General features: G+C 69.3%; 19 protein-coding genes and 1 pseudogene. 12 read left to right on the top strand and 8 right to left on the bottom strand.

Annotation, left to right across the window (positions count from 1 at the left end; all coding sequences use genetic code 11):
- Positions 1-29: 29 nt before the first annotated feature.
- A complete protein-coding gene (locus tag IE251_RS36700; protein WP_189757273.1) occupies positions 30-389 on the bottom strand; it encodes a DUF6233 domain-containing protein in 360 nt (119 codons plus the stop codon).
- Between the two features lie 65 nt (positions 390-454).
- Here IE251_RS36700 and IE251_RS36695 point away from each other — a divergent pair, with 65 nt between their 5' ends.
- Together IE251_RS36695 and IE251_RS36690 are read left to right on the top strand one after the other, a co-directional pair.
- A complete protein-coding gene (locus IE251_RS36695; protein ID WP_189757272.1) occupies positions 455-673 on the top strand; it encodes a LexA family protein in 219 nt (72 codons plus the stop codon).
- Positions 670-867: a hypothetical protein gene (locus IE251_RS36690; RefSeq protein ID WP_189757271.1), complete on the top strand. Its 198-nt coding sequence runs from the start codon at positions 670-672 to the stop codon at positions 865-867. The genes IE251_RS36695 and IE251_RS36690 overlap by 4 nt, the downstream gene beginning before the upstream one ends.
- A 20-nt stretch (positions 868-887) precedes the next feature.
- Here the strand turns inward: IE251_RS36690 and IE251_RS36685 are convergent, their stop codons facing one another.
- The gene (locus IE251_RS36685) at positions 888-1,145 is read right to left on the bottom strand and encodes a hypothetical protein (RefSeq protein WP_189757270.1); all 258 of its coding nucleotides are present in this window, start codon (positions 1,143-1,145) and stop codon (positions 888-890) included.
- 271 nt (positions 1,146-1,416) lie between these two features.
- Here IE251_RS36685 and IE251_RS36680 point away from each other — a divergent pair, with 271 nt between their 5' ends.
- Complete coding sequence (locus tag IE251_RS36680; RefSeq protein ID WP_189757269.1) at positions 1,417-2,097, top strand: HNH endonuclease family protein; 681 nt, start codon at positions 1,417-1,419, stop codon at positions 2,095-2,097.
- 32 nt (positions 2,098-2,129) lie between these two features.
- Here the strand turns inward: IE251_RS36680 and IE251_RS36675 are convergent, their stop codons facing one another.
- Together IE251_RS36675 and IE251_RS36670 are read right to left on the bottom strand one after the other, a co-directional pair.
- The gene (locus tag IE251_RS36675) at positions 2,130-2,726 is read right to left on the bottom strand and encodes a hypothetical protein (protein WP_229897087.1); all 597 of its coding nucleotides are present in this window, start codon (positions 2,724-2,726) and stop codon (positions 2,130-2,132) included.
- A gap of 70 nt (positions 2,727-2,796) precedes the next feature.
- Positions 2,797-3,831 (bottom strand): NucA/NucB deoxyribonuclease domain-containing protein, encoded by a 1,035-nt coding sequence (locus tag IE251_RS36670; protein WP_189757268.1) that lies wholly within the window; start codon positions 3,829-3,831, stop codon positions 2,797-2,799.
- A 1,116-nt stretch (positions 3,832-4,947) separates the two neighbouring features.
- Between IE251_RS36670 and IE251_RS36665 the strand changes: the two genes are divergently transcribed.
- From IE251_RS36665 to IE251_RS36655, 3 genes are read left to right on the top strand one after another with little or no spacing between them, the layout of a single operon-like run.
- The gene (locus tag IE251_RS36665) at positions 4,948-5,175 is read left to right on the top strand and encodes a hypothetical protein (protein ID WP_189757267.1); all 228 of its coding nucleotides are present in this window, start codon (positions 4,948-4,950) and stop codon (positions 5,173-5,175) included.
- Positions 5,172-6,062 carry a sigma-70 family RNA polymerase sigma factor gene (locus IE251_RS36660; protein ID WP_189757266.1) on the top strand — a complete coding sequence of 297 codons (891 nt, stop codon included), beginning with the start codon at positions 5,172-5,174 and terminating at the stop codon, positions 6,060-6,062. The genes IE251_RS36665 and IE251_RS36660 overlap by 4 nt, the downstream gene beginning before the upstream one ends.
- Positions 6,059-6,889 (top strand): hypothetical protein, encoded by an 831-nt coding sequence (locus IE251_RS36655; RefSeq protein ID WP_189757265.1) that lies wholly within the window; start codon positions 6,059-6,061, stop codon positions 6,887-6,889. Before IE251_RS36660 ends, IE251_RS36655 begins: the two co-directional genes overlap by 4 nt.
- Positions 6,890-6,931: 42 nt before the next feature.
- On the opposite strand, the gene IE251_RS36650 is transcribed toward IE251_RS36655, so the two are convergent.
- On the bottom strand, positions 6,932-7,150 hold the full coding sequence (locus IE251_RS36650) for a hypothetical protein (protein ID WP_189757264.1): 219 nt from the start codon (positions 7,148-7,150) through the stop codon (positions 6,932-6,934).
- Between the two features lie 645 nt (positions 7,151-7,795).
- Between IE251_RS36650 and IE251_RS36645 the strand changes: the two genes are divergently transcribed.
- From IE251_RS36645 to IE251_RS36630, 4 genes are all read left to right on the top strand, one after another.
- Positions 7,796-8,482 carry a hypothetical protein gene (locus IE251_RS36645; protein WP_189757263.1) on the top strand — a complete coding sequence of 229 codons (687 nt, stop codon included), beginning with the start codon at positions 7,796-7,798 and terminating at the stop codon, positions 8,480-8,482.
- On the top strand, positions 8,479-10,428 hold the full coding sequence (locus IE251_RS36640) for a hypothetical protein (RefSeq protein WP_189757262.1): 1,950 nt from the start codon (positions 8,479-8,481) through the stop codon (positions 10,426-10,428). The genes IE251_RS36645 and IE251_RS36640 overlap by 4 nt, the downstream gene beginning before the upstream one ends.
- A 47-nt stretch (positions 10,429-10,475) precedes the next feature.
- Positions 10,476-12,455, top strand: a complete 1,980-nt coding sequence (locus tag IE251_RS36635) for a hypothetical protein (RefSeq protein ID WP_189757261.1) — start codon at positions 10,476-10,478, stop codon at positions 12,453-12,455.
- A 127-nt stretch (positions 12,456-12,582) separates the two neighbouring features.
- Positions 12,583-12,861: a DUF6207 family protein gene (locus IE251_RS36630; RefSeq protein ID WP_229897086.1), complete on the top strand. Its 279-nt coding sequence runs from the start codon at positions 12,583-12,585 to the stop codon at positions 12,859-12,861.
- Positions 12,862-12,864: 3 nt separating this feature from the next.
- Here IE251_RS36630 and IE251_RS41460 read toward each other — a convergent pair whose 3' ends face one another.
- Complete coding sequence (locus IE251_RS41460; RefSeq protein ID WP_229897085.1) at positions 12,865-13,260, bottom strand: ATP dependent DNA ligase; 396 nt, start codon at positions 13,258-13,260, stop codon at positions 12,865-12,867.
- A gap of 178 nt (positions 13,261-13,438) precedes the next feature.
- Positions 13,439-13,777: pseudogene (locus IE251_RS41455) on the bottom strand (ATP-dependent DNA ligase); the annotation flags it as partial.
- A 264-nt stretch (positions 13,778-14,041) separates the two neighbouring features.
- Between IE251_RS41455 and IE251_RS36620 the strand changes: the two are divergent.
- Together IE251_RS36620 and IE251_RS36615 are read left to right on the top strand one after the other, a co-directional pair.
- Entirely contained in the window at positions 14,042-14,341 is a 300-nt protein-coding gene (locus IE251_RS36620; RefSeq protein WP_189757260.1) for a hypothetical protein, read from the top strand.
- Positions 14,342-14,625: 284 nt separating this feature from the next.
- Positions 14,626-15,072 carry a hypothetical protein gene (locus tag IE251_RS36615; protein ID WP_189757259.1) on the top strand — a complete coding sequence of 149 codons (447 nt, stop codon included), beginning with the start codon at positions 14,626-14,628 and terminating at the stop codon, positions 15,070-15,072.
- Positions 15,073-15,173: 101 nt separating this feature from the next.
- On the opposite strand, the gene IE251_RS36610 is transcribed toward IE251_RS36615, so the two are convergent.
- Positions 15,174-17,693 (bottom strand): DEAD/DEAH box helicase, encoded by a 2,520-nt coding sequence (locus IE251_RS36610; protein WP_189757258.1) that lies wholly within the window; start codon positions 17,691-17,693, stop codon positions 15,174-15,176.
- Between the last annotated feature and the right edge of the window lie 665 nt (positions 17,694-18,358).

Below are 18,358 nucleotides of genomic sequence, written 5' to 3'. Positions count from 1 at the left end.
CCCAGCAACCGGCCGGGTCGAGACTGCGCCTACTCGAGGAGGCCGAGGGCGGTGTCGGGCCGGCAGTGGACGCAGGCCGGGACGTGCTGAAGCAGCGCGTCGAGTGCCTGCTGCCGGGTGGCGGGGCGGCACCGGCCGCTGCGGGCGGCGGCCCAGCAGTCACCGGTGTGCACGGCGTCGACGTTGGAGCGGTTCAGGCCGTACTGGATCAGCCACTGCGCCGGCTCCGGCCGCCGCTCCTGACCACGGCGCCGCTCGGCCTGGCGCTGTTCCTCATCCGCGATCCACCGGTCGATGAGGGCCAGCTGCCGTGCCGCCTGCTGTGCGACGACGCGCCGGGCGAAGCGCAGCGCGTCCAGACGCGAGAGCGGCTGCTCACCACCGCTCACCTGCTCCTCCCGGTCCCTTAAGTCCCAGCTTGCCCCTGAATTCGAACAAGCGCTCTAATTGGATTATGCACCGCGTTGACCACCTCACCGACACCCAGGAGCGCATCCTGCGCTGCATCCGCCGGCACATCGCCGACCACGGCGAGGCACCGACGGTGCGGCAGATCGGGCAGGCGGTCGGCATGCGCAGCCGGGCCTCGGTGCACTACCAGCTCATCGAGCTGGAGGCGAAGTCCGCGATCGTCCGCGAGCCGGGCCGCACCCGCGGGATCCGCCTCCCATGAGCGGCCCCGGCCGCTACCACTTGCTGCTCACCATGGACGGCCGGCCGGTGCAGCACGGCTGGTGGTTCCGGGAGGAGACCGCGCGGGAGAAGTTCCGGCGCTGGATCGGCGAGCGGGGCGGCAGGCCGGGCACCCGCGTCACCCTCCTCGACGAGGAGACCGGTGGGGTGCTGGGCGACTGGCCCGACCAGTAGCCCCGGCACCGTCCGCGGAGCTACTTGTCGGCGGCGGCGTCGTCCTTGGGCTCGGGGTGCCGTACGGCCTTCTTCACGGCCTGCTCCAGCTCGTACCGGCTGACCTGGGCTGCGGTGGCGTGTTCGGTGACGGCCGTGTGGAAGGCGGCGGAGGCCTCGCGCCAGCGGCGCAGCTGGGTGTCGTAGTCGTCATCGGTGAGGCCGGCGAGCCGGGCCCGCTCCTGCTCGGCGGACCGTTCCAGGGTGATCAGCTCGTCGGGGATCTCATGCACACTCATGGATCCTAGGCGGCGGACGTGCTGCGCCGGCGGTTGCCCCCACCGGCCGATCGGGTACAGCACCGGGCGGCGATCAACCGGCCGTCTGGCCGGGTCTGCCATCCGGCTGAGGCTGCGCCGAGGTCCACGCTCGCGCGGGGCCGGACCTGCGCGATGTATCTGCAAGACATCGCGTATCCCCTGAACGGGTAGAAGCTACGGCTTCCCGGGCGCGTCGCACGGAGTCGCCGCTACGAAGAGCACGACCAGTGATCTCCGAAAGGACTCCGTCGTGCGCTTCGCCCGGACCGCCGCCCTCGCCGCCCTCGCGGCCCTGCTTGTTCCCGCCACCGCCCATGCCGCCCCGGCCGCCGACGTTACCGGGCGCACCCCGGGCCGGACTGTCACCTTGCCGGTGCGCGACGCCCTGGCCGCTCTGCCCGTCCGTGATGAGGACCGCACCGGGTATGAGCGCACCAAGTTCAAGCACTGGGTCGACGCGGACAAGGACGGCTGCACCACCCGGGCCGAGGTGCTGAAGGCCGAGGCCGTGATCGCGCCCGAGCAGGGTGCGCGCTGCGCGCTGTCCGGGGGAGAGTGGTACAGCCCGTACGACGACCGCTACATCACCGGGCCCAGCGGCCTGGACATCGACCACTTGGTCCCGCTCGCCGAGGCCTGGGACTCCGGCGCCTCCGCCTGGTCGCCGGCGGAGCGGCAGGCCTACGCCAACGACCTGGGCGACGAGCGGGCGTTGATCGCGGTGTCGGCCGCGTCGAACCGTTCGAAGGCGGACCAGGACCCGGCGACGTGGCTGCCGCCGGCCGCCGGCTACCGCTGCCAGTACGTCACCGACTGGGTCGCCGACAAGACGCGCTGGGGCTTGAGCATCGACAGCGGCGAGGAAGCCGCCCTGTCCCAGGTCCTCGGCCACTGCCCGAACGTGCCGGTCACCGTCACCCTCGCCCGGTAGGGCCGGCCGTTGCGGCCCCAGGCGCCGGGTAGTCAGTCCTGCACCGGCAGGTCGGTGGTGTAGTCCGCGAGGGGGCCGGACCGGTTCGCGGTGTACTCGGCGCGCGCCTGGAGGTCTTCCTCACCGATCGTGGGGTGGACGGGTGGTGTGGCCGGTGCGGGCCAGAGCTGGATCAGGTGCCGTTCACCGTGGTCGCCGATGCCGGGTTCGGGATCGTCAGCGTGGCAGTACAGACGCATCCGTATCCAGCGGTCGGGGCCGGGAGCGGGGTGCACACGCAGGGGCGGTTCCTCTTCCGGCCATGCGTCCATGACGTCGCCGGGGTCGACCGTGGCGAGGTGCACACGGTCGGTCTCGGCCAGCAGGCTGATCTCTTCCGCAGGCTCCCAGTCGCGGTCCGTCTCGGGGGCGGGTGGGCTGTCATGGATCTGGACGGTGAGCTGCAGGGGTCCGGTGTCGGTGGTCGGCAGGACGATGGCGCTGGCGGCGCCGACGGGTCCGCAGCGCCAGCCGTAGGGCATCTCATCGGGGTAGTCGTCGTGTTCGGTGAAGCCGATGAGGTATCCGCTCTCTCCGAGGTCGACGGTGAACTCCGCTTCGTGGACCAGCATGAACAGCTCCCGTTTCACAGCCGAGGTGCTCCTCCCCGAGGCGGCCGGGGAGGAGCACCTTTGGTCTAGCACAAGGTGGTGCGGCGGTTCAGACGATCACGAAGAAGGGATCGTGGTCCATGACGTGGTACGCGCGGCGCCAGGTGGTGATGGTCCCGCCCTGGCTGTCGTTCTCCGCCTTCCTCACCCACGTGATGGTGCGCTCCTTGGCCGGCAGGTGGGTGCCGCCCTCGTAGGTGGAGGCGAAGGGGTACTCGTCGCAGGAGGTGCGGCCCGCGCGCTTCATGTCGGCCGGCGGGTTCTTCGGGCACACGGCGGCCCGGTTCTTGTTCTTCTGCTTGTCGTTGATCATCCAGTGCAGCGGCTTGCCGCCGTAGGGGTCACCGTAGTGGCCGCCGCGGAGCCGGAGCCCGCGGATGCCGTCGGCGATGACCGGCTGGTTGATCAGGGAGACGCCGGTCGGAGAGTCGGGGATCGCGCATCCGCTGGTGCCGTAGTAGTTGTCGCACCGGTAGACGGCAGAGTCGTACGAGACGGTGCCGGGGCTGTAGCCGGCCTTGGTGAACGTGTACGTGTAGGTGGTCTTCGCCTTGGCGTTGATCTTCTTCTTCGGGATGGGGCTGGTCGTGTAGTCGACGCTGCCGCTCGACTTGCTGTCCAGGGTGCGGCCCTGGTCGAAGTGGACCTTGGCCTTCGTCCCGCTCTTGGACGAGGCGGCGATGTTGACGTGCAGGCCCTTGCCCGCCCGCGTGGTCTTCGCCTTGGAGATGGAGAACTTCTCCGACCAGTTGACGGACTTGGCCTTCAGGGTCATCTGGTGCTTGACGTCGAAGTCAGCGGTCCCTTCGAGGACCGGCCGCCCGCGCACGATCTTGACGACGTCGACGTGGATGGTGATCCACTCGCACTCGCTGTACCGGTTCACCGTGATGCGGTTGATGGTGCACGTGGCGTTCGCGTTCGGTGCCGCCACCGCCGACGTGCCGGCCTGCTTGGCCGAGTGACTGACCGTGACGCGCAGCGTGCCGGTGTCCTGCTGCTCCGCCGCCGCGGGTGCACCGACTCCGACGGCCAGCGCGCTCACCGCGACCGCACCGGCCGTGATGGTCCGTCCTAACTTCACTCTATTCCCCCAGAGTTGACTACGGACGCGCCAGGAAACCCCAGCAACTGGGCCCCCTCCTGGTCGCGTTGACGGCATCCAAGCACGACGCCTTGAGAGCATGCATCCGGATTACGGCGATCCGGGCGCTCTACGAACGCTTTCAGACAGTCTGAGCCGTACGAGCCGCCCCTCGCCGACGCGACCACTGCTGCACGCCCGTCCCTCGTCTGGGCCTGGGAAGACCACACCGGACCCTCGCCCGCCGTTGCGGCCGCGACCTCTCTCCAGCCGAGGAACCCGCGCCTCCACACAACCCCCGTCTGAGCATCGACCGCATCGCTCCCGTCACCGGGGTACCGACCCACGCCCGAGTCGCCGCCCTCCAGGCCGCCGCCCAGCCGCCGCCGGCGTGTACGGAGTCCACGTTGGCGCGGATCAGCCCCTACTGGACCAGCCACTCAGGCGGAACAGGCCCGTGCCTTCCTCACCCGGCGCCGCCCGCCTGGCGCCGACTCGTCGGCTGCGATCCAGCCGTCGAGCCCAGTGAGGACTGCCGCCATCCGCTGCACCACCAGTCGGCGGGCGAAGACGACCACGCCCGACAGGGCTGGCGATCTACGGGGGCTCGTTGAACAGGTGAGAGTGCCTGGGGCTGTGCGGCGCTGCCGAGGGGGCGTTGTCAGTGGTCTGCGTTACGGTCGTTTCCCCCTTTGAAGGGGCGCGCTGTCCCGCCCGGTCTCTAGGTCAGGCCGGGCGGGGCGCGTGGCGCGTTCCCCCTTTTTTCTTCGGCACGGGGGCCGCGCCGTTCTTCCGGATGGGAAGGACCGACACCAAGGTGTCCTGTCTCCATATGACGGTGTGCGGTCGGGGATTGCAAGGAAAACCGGGAACTTCACCCGCCGGGTGCCCGCGGTGTGCCCTGCGTGCCCCTGATTGGTCATCTGCCGGGCCGCGGCTGACCGTCCGCGACTCCTAATGTTCCGTGATTTCGTGATCACGTCGCGTGATCTGTGCGCCTCGGTCCATTCTGAAGATCCCTCAACGGCGGTTCGGCACCCGCACGTTGGAGGGCTCCCCCTTGGCGTGGTCTCTTCCGGATGCCTGCGCCGTACCGACATCAAGACAAGGACGTTCATGAGCAGGAAACGCATAGCGGCAGCGACGCTGCTGGCGCTGGTGCTGGCGGTGCTCGCCTGGAGCCTGGCGATGGCGGTGCTGGGACATGCCGCCCTCATCGCCGGGCTGGCCCCGATCCTGGGAATGACCATCGACCAGGTCCTGCGCGGCACCCGCCCGCGCACCACGCCGGCCTCCGGGCACCAGGTGGCGCCGGTGCCCGACAAGGAGGACGGCGCCCCGTGACCACGTTCCCCGCACCGGAGCCGTCCTCAGGCCGTCCCGGCCGCAAGCTGGGACCCATCGCGCCCACGGTCGGCACCCTGCACCGCGCCTGGCTGGAGCCGACCCGCGAGCGTTACCTCGCCAGCGGCCGGACCCTCAGCGACCTCAGCTTCCATGTCCTGCTGGCCAAGTCCAAGCTGTCCGAGCTGCTGCGCGGCGTCGGGCACTACCCGCGCTGGGAGGTCATCCACCGCCTGGCCGCCGTTCTCGACATCCCCGGCTGGCCGCTGTACCGGCTGTGGAAGCAGGCCGCCCTGGACGCCGGCAAGAGCCGTGACTGGATCAACCGGTCCACCGAGGGCGCCACCGCCGTGGCCACCGCCCACTCCGGCCCGCCCCTGGAGCACGGCGCCCTGCGCCTGACCGTCGAGGAGGGCTACCGCGCCTACGCTGGCGCCTTCCTCACCGGCGACGCCCGCGACGCGGCGGTGGAGGACGCCTTCGCCATCCTCTGGCTCAGCTTCGACGAGGCCCTGGCCAGCCCCGACATCCGACGCTACGCCTGGGACCTGCTGCGCGCCACGGTCAAGGCCCGGGCCGACTACCGCGACGAGCGGCCCGTGCTGGGCGAGGCCGCCTTCGACACCCTCGCCATGCGCCAGCAGACCTCCGTGGAGGGCCAGGCCGCCCAGCTGGCCGAGAGCCTGGAGCTGTACGCGGCGATCAGCCGGCTGCCCGACACCCAGCTCGACGTCATGGTGCTGCGGCACCTGTGCGGCTACCCGCCCGAGGACGTCTCCGACCTCCTCGGCCTCTCGCTGGCCACCGTACGGTCCACCGAGCGCCACGCCCAACGCTTCCTGGCCGAGACCATTGAGCCGCCCGCGACCGAAGGACCCACTCCGTGACCACACTCCAGGACATCCTCTCCAGGGCACTGCTCGCTCCCGACCGCACCGTGCCCCGCGACACCGCCCCGCCCCAGGATCCCGGCGCCGCCAACCGGCCGGTGATCACAGGACGAGAGTTGGCGAACACAGCGGCCGCGGACTTGAAGGCCCTGTGCGAGACCGTGGTCCGGCACACCCCGACCACCGCGGTCGCCGCCTTCCTCACCGACCAGGTCCCCGAGCCCCGCAGCGCACTGGTCCTGGCCTGCGTGCTCCAGCTGACCGACACCGACGACGGCGCCCGGTTCTGGTGGCAGTACGCCGCCGGCGCCGGACAGCCCGCCGCCGCCTACTGCCTCTACCTCCACCACCTCGCCCTCGGCGAGACCCACGCCGCCCGCTGGTGGCACACCCAGACCAACGAGGTACAGCCCAAACCCACCACCCGCACCCCCCGCAGGCGCACCCCCGCTCTGTGGGACGACGATGGGGTGCCCGCGGTCCTCCGCGACGGCGACGGTGCCTCCACCACGACGCTGCTGCGTGTCCTGCGGCGCCTGGCCAGCCACGTGTCCCGGCCCCGGTCGGCCGTGGTCGCGGAACTGATGACCTACATGCCCATCGCGGTGGCCGTCGGCTACCTCCGCGAACCCGACAGCGAACTGCCCCTGCCCGGGCCCGACTTCGCCCGCCAGGTCCGCACCCGGCTGGCCGCAGCCGCCGAACAGCCCGACCGCCCCACTGACCTCCCCGCCCGCCGCCAGGCCCAGCGCGCCCGACGGCGAGAGGCCGACCCGGCCGAGCGGCGAACCCACCGCCAGGTCGACGAAGCCGCAACCCGCTGAAACCGACACGCCCCCGGGAGCAATCTCCCGGGGGCGTGTCGGCTACTCCCAGGGCTTCGGTAGCGCGTGCCACAGGGCTTTGAGCCAGTCGGGCGGGTTGGTGAGGAACTTGTCCACCAGCCGGTCGGTGATGGAGCGGGCGGCGCCCTGAGCGGCGCCCTGGCCTATCGCGGCGGGCAGGCCGGCACCCACGGCGGGCTGCTGTGGGACGGGCGCGGGGTCAGGCGGCTGGACGGGCGCGGGAACGTTGTCCCGGGTCATGATGCTGCTTCCTTGAGCAGAGGGATCGAGGACAGCGGACACCTGTGGTGGTGTCGTCCGCGTGGGGGTGGTGCGCGCCTCGCGGTCGGCGGTCCTGCTGCGGCTCTCTGCTGTGGAGCGTCCCTGTGGGGTCTCGGCCCTGGCCCAGGGTGGCGTGTTCAGCGTAGCGGCGATCGGCGCGGGTGTTGCCCCGGGTGTCTGGCGGGTGGTCATCGGTACTGCCTCCGGCGTGAGTTCGACGTTGCGGGCGGGACAGTGACAGGGCGCAGGTGCTTGCGTCTCGTCCTGCCGGGCACGGCTCTTTCACCCCGTAGGGCTGGAAGCCGGGACCCGGACAGCAGCGGCCGGGAAGAAAGATCCCGGGGCACGACGAAGGCCCGGACGCCTGGTCCGGGCCTCTCCTGGCGAAATCCCTCTAGCGGGTCGAATGCCAGTAAGGGAGTCGGCAACCTCTCGTCTACTCGTCCTCTTCCCGGGAGCGGTTGGCGACCCAGTCCGGATCACGTACGGGCGCCGGCACCCGCCTCTCGTTGGCCGAACCGAAAGGAAAACAGCGCCGGTGTTTGAGTGGTTACACAGAGCTGCCGTTGTGTGCTACTTGTGAGATCTTGCATCCAGCTGGGGGCTGGGGAGGGGAAAGATCGGGTGGCGGATACCGGGGTGCGTCGGGCGTCGCGCGCGCAGGATGCGGTGCGGTTGCTGTTCCTGCTGGATCGCTGCGGTGCACCGTGCGACGGCGACCAGGCGGATGAGGAACCGCAGGGAGCGGTCGCGGTGGTCCGGGGGCAGAAGCGGCTGCAGGCGTTGGATTTCTGGCTGCGTAATCCCGACTACCTGGCCGATGAGCTGCTCAACCAGGTCGAAGCAGGGAAGGTTGACGACGCCGCGTGGGCTCTGGAGCGAGCTGACGCCCTTCTGCAGGGTGACGAGCCGGAGATCTCTCGCTATCCGATGGTGCGTTGGCGGTTCGGTGCGTGGGAGGCACTGGACGATGCCTTGGGCCTGTTGTACGCGCACGGCTTGATCGACATCGTGCCGGTGGGCGAGCCGCCGGCGAGGGTGGATCGGTGGGACTACTACCTGCTGCCTGCGGGACGGGAGATGGCGGCCGAGTTGCGGACCGCTGCCGCGGATCTGGCCTGGTACGACGAGCGGGCTGTGGTGGTGCTGGCGGTGGCTGGGCAAAGCAGCGGCAGCCAGCTGAAGGCTCTGCAGTACGCGCAGGCCGAGTACGAGCGCACGGTGTGGAAGGCGAGCATCAGCGGTATCACCGACCGGGTGCGTGAGCGCCTCGCGCAGGTCACGAAGCACAGGGTGGGAGCGGGCGGATGAGCGACTTCGTCGAGACGGTAGCCCGCCGGGCCGGCGTCGACAGCGAGCAGGCGGGAGAGATCCTGGCGCGGCACGGAGTGCGGGAGAGTGGTGTTCTGCCCCGCCCGCATCAGCTACTGATCAAACGCCTGGCGTTCACCGGGGAGAAGAGCGGCAAGTCCACGGGCACGGTCAACTTCTCCTGGGACCTGGAACCGGGCTTGTGGGGCGTGACGGCGGACAACTTGCGAGGCAAGAGCAGCATCCTGGAGATCATCTGGTGGTGCCTGCGCGGCACCGGCGCCCTCCAGGCCGACGTGAGGAACTGGATCCACCATGTCCGCCTGGACGCCCAAGTCGACGGCGAGGCGTTCACGGTGCGCGTCGACAACACCGGCGACCAACTCACCGGAACCCTGGCCGTCGGCGTCCAGCAACACGTCACGTCCTTCGCCGATGAGACGGAATTCGCCTCGGTAATGGGCGCCTTCATGATGGACCGGCTGGGGTTGGAGTTCCTGCGCGGCTGGCGCAAGGACACCCCCGCCCGCTCCGGCGCCGACTCCGACAGCCGAGACGGCCAGGTCGTGGTGACGTCCTGGCCGGCCTTCAGCCACGCGCTGCTGTGCCGCAACCGCGAGAGCGACGCGCTGCTGGGAGAAACGGCCGGCGGCGGCACGATGGTGAGTCTGCTACAGATGTTCGTCGGCCTGCCGTGGACGACGACCCGCCGTGACGCCAAAGCAGCCCTCGACCTGGTGCAGCAGTCTCTGCGCGGCCAGCGCCGGCGTGCCCAGCAGGACCTCACCGCCCGTGGCTCGTCCCTGCAAGATCTTGAAGAGCAGCTTGCCCAGGCCCGCCAGAGAGCTACTCAAGCCGAGGCGGCCCCCAGCCTGGAGGCTGCCGCCGAAGCCGTTGAGCAGGCTGGCGCGCGCCTGGCCGAACTGACCGCCCAGCACACCGACGCTGTACAGCAGATGCACCAGACCCGCCAGGCCGAGGAAGAGATCCACGGAACCCTCGTCCTGGACCAGGCCCGTCTGCGGGATCTACGGGAGACCGCGGTTGCCCAGCGCTTCTTCGGCGCGCTGAAACCAACCTGCTGCCCGCGCTGCTCCACCACCCTGGACCAACTGCCCCACGCCGATCTGGACGACACGCACTGCCGCATCTGCGGATCCGCCCCGGCGGAAGTACCTGCCGACCTGTCCGCAGCCGATGAACTGGCTGCCACCGTCGAAACCCTCAAGGAGGCCCACTCCCAGGCCAAGACCGCGGCCCAGCAGGCTGCCAAGGCCGCGACCGCCATCGAGGCGGCACTCGCGCAAGCCCGCGCTGACCTGACCGCAGCACAAGCAGCCATGCCCCGCGAGTCCGCACTGCGTGCGCACCTGGAAGTCGCCCGTCTCGAAGGCAAACTCGCCGAGCGCCAGGCGGCGGATCAGCATGCCCGCCGGCCGGACGGGATGTCGGCAGAGGAACAGGTACTGGAGGCGGCCGCTAAGGAAGCCGACAAGCGTGCCAAGGACGCCTCGACCGCACTGTTGGGTGCCGTAAGTGAGGAAATCTGCCGCCTGGGGATTCGGCTCGGCATGAAGGAACTTCAGGCCATCAAACTGCTGGGCAACGGCAAACTCGAGGTCACCAAGGGCGGCAGCAAGACCACCTTCACGGCCGTCACACCTGGTGAGCAGGTGCGGCTGCGCATCGCCACCCTGCTTGCGCTGCTGCGCGTCGGCAAGGAGACCGGCGTGGGCCGCCACCCTGGCCTGCTCCTGCTCGACTCTGCCGGCGCACAGGAGACCATCGACGTCGACGTGGCGGAAGTCCTCAGCCAGCTCAAGGACATCTGCGAGGAGACCGCCGGTCTGCAAGTCATCACGGCCACGGCCAAACGTGACCTGGCCACCGCGGCTATTCCGGCCGACCGCCTGCGCGTCGCGGGACCGGGTGACCCCGTGTGGTGACCAGCTCGTTAAGGTAAGCGACCGTCCATCGAGAAAGGCCACCGTCCGTGACCCCACTCGAGATGCTCCTTGCCCAGGACGGCGATCCGCCCACTCTCACCGATCTCGGTGGCGAGGACACCTTCTGGCAGCAGGCCCACACCCTGGCCGCCTCACCACTGTGGTTCCGCGCCGCTGAAACTCTTCTGGTCGAATGGGACACTCTCCACTATCCGGACCAGGCAGCCACCTTCGTCACGCAGGCCCTGACCACGACCACCAGCCCTGCGGCCGCCGACGACCTCCTCGACCAGCTCGTCGAACACCCCGGCTACCTCCAACGTGCGAGCTCCCAGCTCAACACCCTCGCCCTCGAACGCAGCCGCCACCACAGCACCCCCCTGGAAGCCGAACTCGCCGGCATCTTCCTCGAAGCCGCCCTGCGCCTCGCTCTGCCCGGAACTACCAAGCGCTACGGACTCCTCGACCGCCTCGTCGACCCCGACGCCACAGCGGCCCCCGCCGCGTACGCCCGCCGCGTCGTCCGCGCCCTGGGCACCGCCTACGAGCACTGGCGAGACAGCGACCTGCTCACCGCGCTGCAGCGCTTCTCCCGCACCATCGTCCAGGGCGACGCCGCCTACGAACTCGCCATGTGCCATCTCGCCGACGCAGCCAACGCCCCCGACCGCGCCACGCTGCTGCAAGCCTTCGCCACCGCCCGCGACCTTCTGCAGCAAGCCATCGACGCCGACGAGGACCGTCCCGACGCCACCGCCTTCCTCGCCGCTCTCGACGCCGTTCTCGCATTCGACACCGGCAACACCACCACCCTCGCCACCGCCACCGGCCAACTGCGCCGCTCTCTCACTGAACACGCCCTGTGGCTGACCGGCACCCGCACCCACTGGCGCGCTGGCCGCTACGACACCGAAGCCGCCTGGTACACCCTCAGCTGCAGCCTCGAACACGTCGACGCCCACCTGGACCAGCCCCTGACCGCCTGGCCCAACCAGACCATCCAGCACGTTCTCACCGTCTACACCGCGCACCGCAGCGTCCGTCTCCAGCCAGCCGAAGCCGCCCCGGGGGGTCTGCAAGTCCTGGTCGCCCCGCGCATCGAGAAAGCCTTCGCCAGCCGCCAAGGCCTTCTGCTGCACCTACGGGGTCTGGTCGCCGATGCCCCCGACGACTGGGACGCTCACGCCGCCCACCAACTTCTCCAAGCCATCGACGACCGCCTACAAGCCGACGCCCCCCAGGTGCAACCAGGAGACCCGGGAAAAGCCGCAGCGGCGGCCTCCTACCCAGAGCTGGCCGCCGAACTCGGTAGCCAGCTCCTGGCCAGCCTGCCCACGCACATGCTCACCAGCCTCCAGGCCACCTACGCAGACTGGGAAGCCGCCCTGGTCAGCAAGCTGCCGATCGCCCAGCAGCACATTTACAACGACATCCTCGCCGTCCTGCAGGGTTGCGACGACTTCCACCACCTCACCGTCCGGGAGCATTTCACCCACCTGATCGTCCAGGCCATCCGCTTCCTTCACAGCAGGACAAATCGCGCCCGCGCCCACCACACACCGCGCTTCGCCTACCTCTTCGCCCCGGCGCCCGGCGAGAAGCTTCCCCTGGAGGAAACAGTCCAGGAGGACTTCCACGACTACCTGGACGGCAACCTGGAGGACGTTGACATTGAAGTCACCGACCGTAGCGGAGGGCGAGCCGACATTGAAGTGCGGTTCCCCGGCTTCACCACGGTCATCGAATGCAAGCGCACAAAGGGCAAAACAACGCGCAAGGGACTACGACGCTACCTAGGCCAGACAGTCGCTTACCAGGCCGGCGGCATCACCTTGGGCATGCTGGTCGTCCTCGACCTGACCCCCAAACCAAGCTGGATCCCCAACATCCGCGACGACATGTGGGCAGATCACATCCCTTCACCTGTCCCAGAACAACGAGACAGATGGGCCGTCGTTGTCCGTGTCCCCGGAAACCGCACATCTCCGTACGAAATGACTGCGCCAGCGACGATCCAGCAGAACTGACGGGGCCGGTGGGCATGACGGTCGTCGGTGACGAGGGTCAGAACACACGCGGTATGGCACATCGAGGCCTTTGGGGCGCCTGGCCCGGCCGTCAGGGCCACTCAGCCGGGTGAACATCCCTATGCGGATGAACCGGACCTCGCCCCGGAGCGTCGACCAGAACATGAAGCCGATCAGGGACGAACACATTGCGGAACCAGGGCTCGTCGTTGTGGACGTCGCCGCCGCGGACGACGCCACCGCTTTCACTCTCCAAGGTGCGCTCGCCGAACGCTGGGCGACGGCGACAGATGACCGGACGACCAGGGTGCCCGGCGAGCCGGGCGTCCGGCTGCGTTGCTACCTCGATCTGCGCCAGGAGCTTCCCGCCGTGGCCAGCTCGACCACGAAGCCGACCACGGCGTAGGGCTCACGGCGAGGCAGGGGCCTCGCCAAACAGCGGTACCTGCGCTACGCCGACGTCCGTGCGGATACGGTGAGGCCGGGCCGGGTGCCTGAACCGTCCAGCACTGTTCCGGGCGACGTCGACGGCCACCTCTATCACCACCTCGGGCTCCACCAGGACCACCTCGAGCGTGCGCTGCGTCCCCCAGCCTGCAGAGAACGTCCATCCCTCCCATGGGTGCGCACCCATCGGCGGGGCCAGCACGCCGACCAGGGCGCGGCTGACGGCCTGGGACAGCGTGGTGCTGCGCCCGGCGTACTGCAGGCGGCCTGCGGCGTCGTAGCGGCCCAGCAGCACCGTCCGGGGCGCTGTGAGGGAGCCGGTGACGGCGCCGATCACGGCCTCGGTGGTGACCCGCACTTTGTACTTCCGCCACGATCGAGCGCCCCCGACGTAGGGCTCGTCCAGCCGTTTGAAGCACAGCCCCTCCACCCCGGCTGCCGTCCACTCCAACCACCCTCGCGCCACGGCCGGGTCGGTGGTCCTCAAGCGCCGCGCGCCGCCGCTCGTACGGCCAGCCGGTCAGGTCCGCCCCCAGGTAGACCAAGTCGAAGACCACGTAGTGCGCCGGCCACTGGCGCGCCGCCTCGGCCGCACCTGACCCGCGCCGCGCGAGACGCTGCTGCAGCCGCTCGAACGCCAGCCGGTCCCGCTCCCACACCACCAGCTCGCCGTCCAACCCGGTGTCCGCCGACAGCCGTGCGAGGGCCGCCGTCCCGATCTCGGGGAACGACGCCGTCATATCCGTGCCCTGCCGGGAACGCAGCAGTACCCGCCGGTCCGCGTACACGGCGAGCTGGGCGCGGTAGCCATCCCACTTCGGTTCTGCCGCCGACTTCTCGGGCAGGTCAGCGCTGGCTGCTGCCGTGGTCAGCATCGGTTCCGGCAGGGCCCAGGTCACGTCTTTGATGCCTTCCAGGGTGGCCAGTCATTAACGCCCCGCCGACCTGCTCGACGCGGGCGCAAGGGTGGGCTGATCGTGATTCTCCAATTCCCTAAACCGGACATTATCGGCAAAGCCTACATAAACGTCAAGGCCTTCCTTTATGTGAAAAGGTTCACGTACCCTCACTGATCCGGGCTTCCGCCCGGCCTACGACCAGAAGGTCGCAGGAACAGCGAGTAACAAGGAAGTGACTCCTTGAGTACGCATCACCGCTATGGCCCCAACGGGGAGTACCTGGGCAGTTCCGTCCACAAGGGCGATCGGATCGAAAACTTCGACGAACTCGGTCGTCAGGTCAGCACCTCCTGGGTGTACGAGGACCGAGTCGACACCTACGGAGTCGGCGAAGGACTTACTCAGCGCGACTGGAAGATCAGCGACCGGGAGACCGATGTGCGCGACGCAGCGGGCGAGTACCTCAGCAGCTCTTGGGATGCCGGGACCCACACGGACTACTACGACGCGGACGGCGGATACGCCGGATCCGACTGGTAAGAAAGGAGACTGCTATGCCACGACCGCCGCGCATTCCAGGAAGTGGGGGAGGACGCCGAGGCATCGGCGGAGGACCCTACAAATGGCGAAATGCCGCCTTCGATGATCCGAGATCCTTCGGGGGAACGGTTTATAAGCCAGGCGACCGCTTCGGCAGCGATCCGATAAGGCTCGTTGACAAGGACGGGATACCTGTCTACAAGCCCAGCTCCGGTGGGCGGCCTCGCGGGCCCCAGAGGTTCCCAGCCCGGCCTCCGGACCCTGAGGCGGCGCGCAACCGCGTCGTGGACAAGATCGTCAAGAAGGCGCAGCAACAGGTGAAGGATGATGACGAACGGTACTGGATCGGTGCAGAGGAGTGGGACATCCGGCGAGCTGACGAGGGCGCTCTCAAGGCGGCTCGCGAGGCTGCGTACAAAACATACGTCGATGCTGATCATTACCCGGCAGGGATGCAAGCGTCGCAGGAGGCCCAAGACAGAGATCGCAGGATCTACGGAAAGGCCCGCCGCGCAGCCGTAGAAGCGTACGACCGCTTCTTCAACCAACAGAAAGCCTTTTATGAGGACTGCTACAACGCAGACGTGGAGGAATACAAATATCTCCACAGCGAGGACTTTGGTTACGAGGAAGGCAAGGACAAATGCTGGTGCGAAAGCGGCTTCATAGCTGAAGACATGGGGATGACAATGGAACAGCTCCGCCAAACCTGCAACGAACATAGACGCTGACGTTCAGGCGCCGCCGCCCGAGAGGTTTGCCCTTCGGCTGGCTGCGACCAGGCAGTGGGGCCGGGCGGGATCGTCCGGCCCCACTGTTTGTCCGCACGCCGCTACGCCCAGCGCATCCCGATCGCGGACAACAGCTCCACCCGCTCCGGGGACAGCGTCGCGGCCCGGCTGCGCTGGTTCCCGATCCACGCCCCGAGCCGGAGCTCCCGCTCCTCCTGGTCCTCGCCGACGACGATCCGTTCGACGTGCTTCCTCGGCACCCGAAGGTGCCCCTCACGCTCGAAGAACTGCCGGGCGGCCTCGTAGTTCAGCGCCCACTTGTCGGCCTGCGTACGGCGCGGGGGCGGCTTCTCGTCCTCGTCCGCAGGCTCGATCCCGAGGACCTGCTCGCACATCCACTGCTGCACGGTCGTCAGGTTGTCCCACCCGAGCCGGACCGAGCGCACCCACCGCCCGAGATCCTCGCCCTGGTGCACGACGTCGCCCGGCGAGGTGGGCAGCGGGTGGCCGGCCTCCAGGTGGAGCCGGACGAGGTGGAAGCAGCGCTGCCATTCCACCGGCCAGCTCGGGCACCACGACGGGTCGATGTCCTCCAACTGCTCACGCCGTTCGTCCGACAGCGCCCCGGCCGACGACTCCACGGGCAGGCCCTCGGCACGCCGCTGCTCGATCTCGGCCGCCTTGCGGGCGGCGGCCCGCGCGTTCTTCAGCCAGATGCCCACCCGGTAGCCCTGGAAGGTGGCGTCCAGTGGGGCCAGGAGGTGGCCCGCCTCGGCCGCCCATCCGCGCGCCGCCGCGAGACCTTCCTCCCACGCGACGTCGAAGTGCGACCACACCATGCCCAGCTTCTCCAGCTGCTCGATGCGGTCCTCGTCCATGTCGCCGCGGGCGTAGAACCGCCGGGCGTCGGCGATCCACTGCCCGAGCGGGAAGTTCGCGAGCGAGGCCGGCCACCCCTCGGCCTCCACCGCCTGGTTCTCACCGCCGGGCACCCGGTACGTGAACGGGACCTTGAGGTCGCCGTGCTCGCGGGCGTAGATGACGGCGGCCTCGATGCCGCGCCGCCAGTGCTCGTGCTCGGGGTTGAGGACCCGCAGGTTGATAAACGCGGCCAGCTGCGCCGGGTCGCGCGGTGTGCTGAACTTCAGCAGCTTCCGGGCCGGGGCCGACGGGCCGCCGGCCCCGTTCCCCTCGCCCCGCTCCTGGCCCTGCGCGGCCTTCTGGACGGGCTTGTAGGCACTGGGGGCCTGCTGCTGCGCCAACTGCTCCACCACCCGGGCGTCGTGCGCCCTGAGCGCCTCCAGCAGCTTCGCCAACCCGCCGAACGCCCGCGACGTGAGCATGTTGTCCGCCGTCTCGCCCGGCCCGAGCAGGACCGGCACCACGAGCGAGGCCACCTTGCCCTCGCCCGGCTGCATCCGCAGCGCACGGCCCACGGCCTGGACGAGGTCCGGCATCGAGCCGCGCACATCCGCCCAGTACACGGAGTCGCAGTTCTTGATGTCGACGCCCTCGCCCAGCACCTTCACCGAGCCCAGGAAGCCCTTCTCCACCACCGTGCCGTCCGTGGCGATCCCGGACGCGAACTCCCCGAGGACCCGCCGCCGATGGTTGGGCTTGTGCTCGCCGCACAGCCAGTCCGCCCAGATCGTGCGCGGGTACAGCTCGGGGTCGGCGGCGTGCAGCTGCGCGGCGACGTCCGGAAGGCCGGCCGCGAACGCCTCGGCCTCCTTCACCACGTGGTGGAAGACGAGCGTGCGCCGGAAGCCTTCCTCCGAGGACGCCTTGAGCAACGCGGTCTGAAGGGCTGCGAGCCGGGCACCTCGGACCTCGTCCGAGCGCCCCTCAGTGCCCAGGAGCTGCGCGGCCTGGAGCTGCGTGTCGGTGATGTCCACGCACACCACCTGGTAGGGGGCACAGATCCCCCGGTCGATCGCCTCCGAGAGGGTCAGGGTGAACGCCCGGCTGCCGAACGGCCCGTCCGGGTCGTCTTCCATGCTCGCCACCAGCTCGCCCGGCGCGCCCTCGGTGTCGTCGTCCAGCTGCCACAGGCGGGGCGTGGCGGTCATGTAGAGGCGGCGCAGGGAGGGGATGCGGGTGTTGTCGTGGACGACCGCCCATGGCTTGCCGATCCGGCCCGAGGTCCGGTGCGCTTCATCGACCACGATCAGGTCCCAGCCCGGTAGGCCGGCCTTGTGCGCGCGCTCCAGCGTGCCGAGTCCGAGGGAGGCGTAGGTGGCGAACACGGTGACCTTGTCGAACGGCCGGACCCAGTCGACCAGTTCCTCCACGTCCGTGGTGTTGGGGAAGGTCACGTCCTCGCCCCGCAGGGAGGAGACCCCGATCATCGGGCCCGTACGACCCGCCTCGCGCCACGCGGCCTCGGTCTGGGTGAGCAGATCCAGCGAGGGGACGAGCACCAGCACACGGCCCGCACGGAGCTTCTCCGCGCTGCGGGCCGCAACCCGAGTCTTGCCGGACCCGGTCGCCATGATCACCTGAGTCCGGAGCCCCCTCTCGGGCGCAAGCGATCGTGCAGGCAATTCGAGGGCACGGACAACCGCGTCAACGGCTTCCTGCTGCGCTGCCTCACGCTGATCGGTTCGGCTTGTGGTCGACATATCCGTCTGCCTTCTCCTGGGCTCTTAGCTGGGCAGGAAACAGGAAATCTGCACGTAGACAGCGTGCGATCGTCTACGGTGAACCTCACCGGAACCGGGTCACAGCCTCGGGCCAGTAACCGGAAGCGTGATCGGAAACCGGTCCAGCTCCCTTAGTGGTGGTGTCGTCTGAGTCCAGAGTCTATCTCGTGCTTCAAAGTGAAGCACTTAGAACGGAGAAAATCCCTCGAACGTGGCTGAATTCTGTTACGGTTGCCCTATGGCCACCCTGCACAGCAGCCTGACGGCCGGTCAACTCGATCCTGGCTCCCCCGATTCGGCCCTTCACTCTCCCGACGACCCGTCACCCCTCCCTCTCCTTGGTGCTGCTCGGGCCGTGAGGCCCGTGGGTGGGCCGCGCGGAGCGTGGCACGCCTGGCCTGTGCGGGAGTTGGGGGTGCGCCCTGAGTGGCTGGAGCGCAGCGGAGGCCACGGGTCGGCCGGAGGCCGGCCCCGGCCCGCAATGCGGGCCGGATGCTTCTGCGGTTGGCGGTGCGCGCGCAGCGCGTGCCACCTGGCGGTGAGCGGAGCGAGCCGCATCCGCTCACGCGGAGCGGGAGCGGCCGGGGCGCGCAGCGCCCCGGCTCACTTCTTCGGGCGAAGCCCGAAGGGACCCGCTCCGCGGG

Source organism: Streptomyces eurythermus (assembly GCF_014649115.1).
Taxonomy (GTDB): domain Bacteria; phylum Actinomycetota; class Actinomycetes; order Streptomycetales; family Streptomycetaceae; genus Streptomyces; species Streptomyces eurythermus.
This window is presented reverse-complemented; position numbering and strand designations above follow the sequence as displayed.

Excerpts from the sequence above, each read along its gene's own strand:
- IE251_RS36695 (WP_189757272.1), top strand. The coding sequence starts at position 455 with ATGCACCGCGTTGACCACCTCACCGACACCCAGGAGCGCATCCTGCGC.
- IE251_RS36690 (WP_189757271.1), top strand. The coding sequence starts at position 670 with ATGAGCGGCCCCGGCCGCTACCACTTGCTGCTCACCATGGACGGCCGG.
- IE251_RS36685 (WP_189757270.1), bottom strand. The coding sequence starts at position 1,145 with ATGAGTGTGCATGAGATCCCCGACGAGCTGATCACCCTGGAACGGTCC.
- IE251_RS36665 (WP_189757267.1), top strand. The coding sequence starts at position 4,948 with ATGAGCAGGAAACGCATAGCGGCAGCGACGCTGCTGGCGCTGGTGCTG.
- IE251_RS36650 (WP_189757264.1), bottom strand. The coding sequence starts at position 7,150 with ATGACCCGGGACAACGTTCCCGCGCCCGTCCAGCCGCCTGACCCCGCG.
- IE251_RS36640 (WP_189757262.1), top strand. The coding sequence starts at position 8,479 with ATGAGCGACTTCGTCGAGACGGTAGCCCGCCGGGCCGGCGTCGACAGC.
- IE251_RS36630 (WP_229897086.1), top strand. The coding sequence starts at position 12,583 with ATGAACCGGACCTCGCCCCGGAGCGTCGACCAGAACATGAAGCCGATC.
- IE251_RS36610 (WP_189757258.1), bottom strand. The coding sequence starts at position 17,693 with ATGTCGACCACAAGCCGAACCGATCAGCGTGAGGCAGCGCAGCAGGAA.